Raw genomic sequence first — 4,037 nt, 5'->3', positions numbered from 1 at the left:
GTCATAGATCGTCGTGTCGAGGATCTTGGGCGCAAAGCCGGCGCCGATGCCCTGGATCTTGTGCGGGCCGGGCTGGCCGCCCGACAGAACCGGCGAGGAGTCCGGCTCGACGGCGACGACATGCACCGAGGGCTTGCGCTTCTTCAGCACCTGGCCGACGCCGGTGATGGTGCCGCCGGTGCCGATGCCGGCGACGAGGATATCGACCTCGCCATGCGTATCGTTCCAGATTTCCTCGGCCGTCGTCGTGCGGTGGATTTCCGGATTGGCCGGATTTTCGAACTGCTGCGGGATGATCGCATTGGGGATTGTCGCTGCCAGCTCGTCGGCCTTGGCGATGGCGCCCTTCATGCCTTTCGGACCCTCGGTCAGCACCAGCTCGGCGCCGAGCAGCGCCAGCATTTTCCGGCGTTCGATCGACATCGTTTCCGGCATCGTCAGGATCAGCTTGTAGCCCTTGGCGGCGGCCGCGAAGGCAAGCGCAATGCCGGTGTTGCCCGACGTCGGTTCGATCAGCGTGGTCTTGCCGGGAGAAATCTTGCCTGACGCCTCCAGCGCCTCGATCATCGCCACGCCGATGCGGTCCTTGACCGAGGCGATCGGATTGAAGAATTCGAGCTTGGCGATGAGATTGGCGACGATGCCCTTTTCCCTGGCGAATTTGTCGAGCCGCACCAGCGGCGTGTCGCCGATCGTGTCGGTGATGGAATCGTAGACGCGGCCGCGACCAGGCACGCGGGCTGATGTGACGGGCTTGTTCATTGGTTTCGCTCCCAGAATTTCAGGCAAGTGGAGAATTCAGGCAAATGCAGCCTGCAGGATAGGACCTTCGACCGCGCAACATAAGCTGTCGGCCGAAAATATCCGAGTGGGACCTGTGTCGAAAACATCCCCGTCCCGGAAAAGCATTTCCCGCAAAGGCCGGTTTGCGAAATGCTTTGGCTGAAAGCCTCTATTGGCGGGCGGCAATCGCCGCGGCAGCACCGACCATGAAGCCGGCGGCCGTGCGGTTCAGCGCCTTGAGGGCGCGCGGCGATTTCAGGAACCAGCGCGCCTTGGCCGCCAGCGCCAGATACGGCACCAGCACCACCAGAAGCACGACGACCGCCAGCGCGAGGAGAATGCCGTAATCGGCCAGCGTGATGGTTTTCAGATCGACGATGGTCGGCGTGATCGCGAGATAGAAGATCATCGTCTTCGGATTGCCGAGGGTAACGGTCAGGCCGGCGCCGAAGCTCGACAACAGCCCGCTTTTGCCTTTCCGGGCCTCGACGGTCTCGGGCGTAATGCCGTTGTTCCAGAAGCGCCAGCCGAGGAAGGCGAGATAGGCGACGCCAAGCCATTTGATGGCCAGGAAAACCATGCCGAAGGATTGTGCGACGAAAGCGAGGCCGAGCACCACGGCGGTCAGATAGGTGATGTCGCCAACCATCAGACCAAAGGACATCGCCAGCGACGAGCGGAAGCCGGAGCCGAGCGCACGCGCGACAAGCGCGGTGATGCCGGGACCAGGAATCGCGGCGGCGATGCCGAGGGCGGCACTGTAGGCGAGGAAACCGGTAAGGGTCATGGCATTCGTCTCACGATCAGAATGCATTGTCACATGGAGCGGACCAGAATTGAATTCCCGTGGGTCGGATTCTATTGCACCAGATATCGGGGGCCTCGCCTTACGAAGCCCCCTCATCCGGCCGCTTCGCGGCCACCTTCTCCCCGAGGGGAGAAGAGACGGGCGCCAGCGCCTGCTGACTCCTCTCCCCTCGGGGAGAGGTCGGATTGCCCGAACTGCATTTGCAATTCGGTTTCGGCAATCCGGGTGAGGGGGCTTGTGCCGCCCGAGCAGATCAGGAACGACCGTCGCCATGGGTGACACGCCAGATGGTGCCGTTGCCGTCCTCGGTGACGATCAGCGCGCCATCCATGGTCACCGCCACACCGACCGGCCGGCCCCAGACCTCGCCGTTGGAGACGAAGCCGGTGATGAAATCCTCATATTCGCCGGTTGGCTTGCCGTCCTTGAACAGCAATCGCACCACCTTGTAGCCGGTCCTGTTGCCGCGGTTCCATGAACCGTGCAGAGCGACGAAAGCATCGCCCTTGTATTCAGCCGGAAAGCTCTTGCCCTCGTAGAAGGCGATGTTGAGCGGCGCGGAATGCGCCTGCATCAGCACATCGGGAACGGTCGTTTTGCCGGCAAGATCGGGGCGCTCATCCTTGTGGCGCGGATCCTCATTGTCGCCGATATAGTACCAGGGCCAGCCATAGAAGGCGCCCTCCTTGACCGCGGTCGCGTATTCGGGCGGCACATCGTCGCCAAGCGCATCGCGTTCGTTGACGACGCACCACAGCGCGCCGGTCGCCGGCTGCACGGTCATACCCGAGCAGTTGCGCAGGCCGGTGGCAAAGATGCGGCCGTTCTTGCCATCGGGATCGAAGGCCAGCACGTCGGCGCGGCCATCTTCGGGTCCCCAGGCTGCACCCAGCGGCTGCGATTTCGCCCAGGCATCGAGTCCGCCTTTCGGCTCCCGGCCCATGTCCTCGGCGACATTCGATCCCGAGCCGACCGACAGATAAAGCGTCTTGCCGTCCGGCGAGAAGGCGATATCGCGGGTCCAGTGATGATTGGCCGGGATGTTGCCAACGATGGTTTCCGGATCTCCGGCTGCCTTCAGGTCGCCATTACGGTAGGCAAAGCGCACGATGCTATCGCTGTTGGCGACATAGACCCATTGCGGGTCTGCGCCCGGCGGATAGAAGGCAATGCCATAGGGCCGGTTGAGATTGCCGGCAAAGATGCGGTCCTGTGCCGGCTTCGCCCTGCCTTCGGCGAGGCGATAGATGCGGACCTGGTTGGCTTTGCTGTCGGCGACGAACAGGTCGCCATTCGGCGCGATGCGCACGACGCGTGGATTGTCGATGCCCGATGCAACCAGCTCGGCCGAGAACCCCGGCGGCAGTTGCAGCTTCGCGTCTGCCGGCATGTCCGCAACGCTGGCGCTGTTCGAAGTCGACCGGGTGGCATTGGGCTTAGGCAGATCGTCCGGTCTGATCAGGCGGCGCGTGCCCGGCTTGTCCGCTCGCCAGTCGCCGAAGGCGGCCGCGCCTTTGAGCACCGGCTCGTCCGCCTGCTGGGCGAATGAAGCGGTCGAGAGAAACAGTGCGGCGGAAAGTGCGGGGCCGGCAAAACGCATCATTCGGTCCTCCAATGTTCGGGCGTGAAAACAGGAACGAGCGGTTCCGTCGATCGTTCCACGGCACACGATGAGGTGAAGGAAGCTCCCGGTTTCCCGGTTCAGGTCCCGGCGGCGTAGAAATCGTCGTCGAGGCGTTTTTCCAACTCGACGAGGTCAGCCGGCAGCGGCAAGCCCATGGCGCGCATTTCCCGCAGTTTTTCGCGCAGCTGCTCCTGGATCTCGTGCTGGTCCTCCGGCTGGTTGACCATCCCCTCGAGCAGCAGGCTGATCCGGGCCTTGAATTCTTCGAGCGCCATCATCGTCTCCTCGGTTGGATCAGCTCAGCGCAGCATGCGCGATATCAGCTGCGCCGTATAGTCGACCATTGGGACGATGCGCGCGTAATTCAGCCGGGTCGGGCCGATGACGCCGAGCGCGCCGACGACGCGGGCATCCTTGTCGCGATAGGGTGCGACGACCAGCGATGAGCCCGACAGCGAAAACAGCTTGTTTTCCGAGCCGATGAAGATGCGCACCCCCGAGCCTTCCTCGGCGAGGTCCAGCAGCTGGATAAGCCCGTCCTGCGTCTCCATGTCCTCGAACAGATGCCGCAGCAGTTCGATGTCGGCCTGGGCGGTGACGTTTTCGAGCAGATTGGCCCGCCCGCGCACGATGAGCCGTGCCGGCAGGCCGCTGTCGGCGCCGGCCCACACCGCCAGCCCCTTCTCGACCAGGTCCTGCGACAGCGTGTCGAGCGCGGCCCTGGTTTCTTCCTTGATGCGGGCGATTTCGATCCGCGCCTCGGCTAGCGTGCGGCCGCGGATATGGGCGTTGAGGAAATTCGAGGCCTCGTGCAGTTGCGAG

At 63.5% G+C, this 4,037-nt stretch carries 4 protein-coding genes and 1 pseudogene; all 5 read right to left on the bottom strand.

The window, feature by feature from the left end:
* A partial coding sequence (gene cysK, locus EN943_RS35580; protein ID WP_127416451.1) for a cysteine synthase A occupies positions 1–762 on the bottom strand: 762 nt, incomplete at its 3' end.
* Positions 763–952: 190 nt separating this feature from the next.
* Positions 953–1,570, bottom strand: a complete 618-nt coding sequence (locus EN943_RS35575; RefSeq protein WP_127416450.1) for a LysE family translocator — start codon at positions 1,568–1,570, stop codon at positions 953–955.
* 274 nt (positions 1,571–1,844) lie between these two features.
* The gene (locus EN943_RS35570) at positions 1,845–3,194 is read right to left on the bottom strand and encodes a sorbosone dehydrogenase family protein (protein WP_127416449.1); all 1,350 of its coding nucleotides are present in this window, start codon (positions 3,192–3,194) and stop codon (positions 1,845–1,847) included.
* A 98-nt stretch (positions 3,195–3,292) separates the two neighbouring features.
* Complete coding sequence (locus tag EN943_RS35565) at positions 3,293–3,490, bottom strand: hypothetical protein (RefSeq protein WP_127416448.1); 198 nt, start codon at positions 3,488–3,490, stop codon at positions 3,293–3,295.
* A 24-nt stretch (positions 3,491–3,514) separates the two neighbouring features.
* A pseudogene (hrcA, locus tag EN943_RS35560) lies at positions 3,515–4,037 on the bottom strand (heat-inducible transcriptional repressor HrcA); the annotation flags it as partial.

The sequence above is a fragment of the Mesorhizobium sp. M7A.F.Ca.US.006.01.1.1 genome (assembly GCF_003997935.1).
Lineage (GTDB): Bacteria > Pseudomonadota > Alphaproteobacteria > Rhizobiales > Rhizobiaceae > Mesorhizobium.
This window is presented reverse-complemented; position numbering and strand designations above follow the sequence as displayed.

Excerpts from the sequence above, each read along its gene's own strand:
- EN943_RS35570 (WP_127416449.1), bottom strand. The coding sequence starts at position 3,194 with ATGATGCGTTTTGCCGGCCCCGCACTTTCCGCCGCACTGTTTCTCTCG.
- EN943_RS35575 (WP_127416450.1), bottom strand. The coding sequence starts at position 1,570 with ATGACCCTTACCGGTTTCCTCGCCTACAGTGCCGCCCTCGGCATCGCC.
- EN943_RS35565 (WP_127416448.1), bottom strand. The coding sequence starts at position 3,490 with ATGGCGCTCGAAGAATTCAAGGCCCGGATCAGCCTGCTGCTCGAGGGG.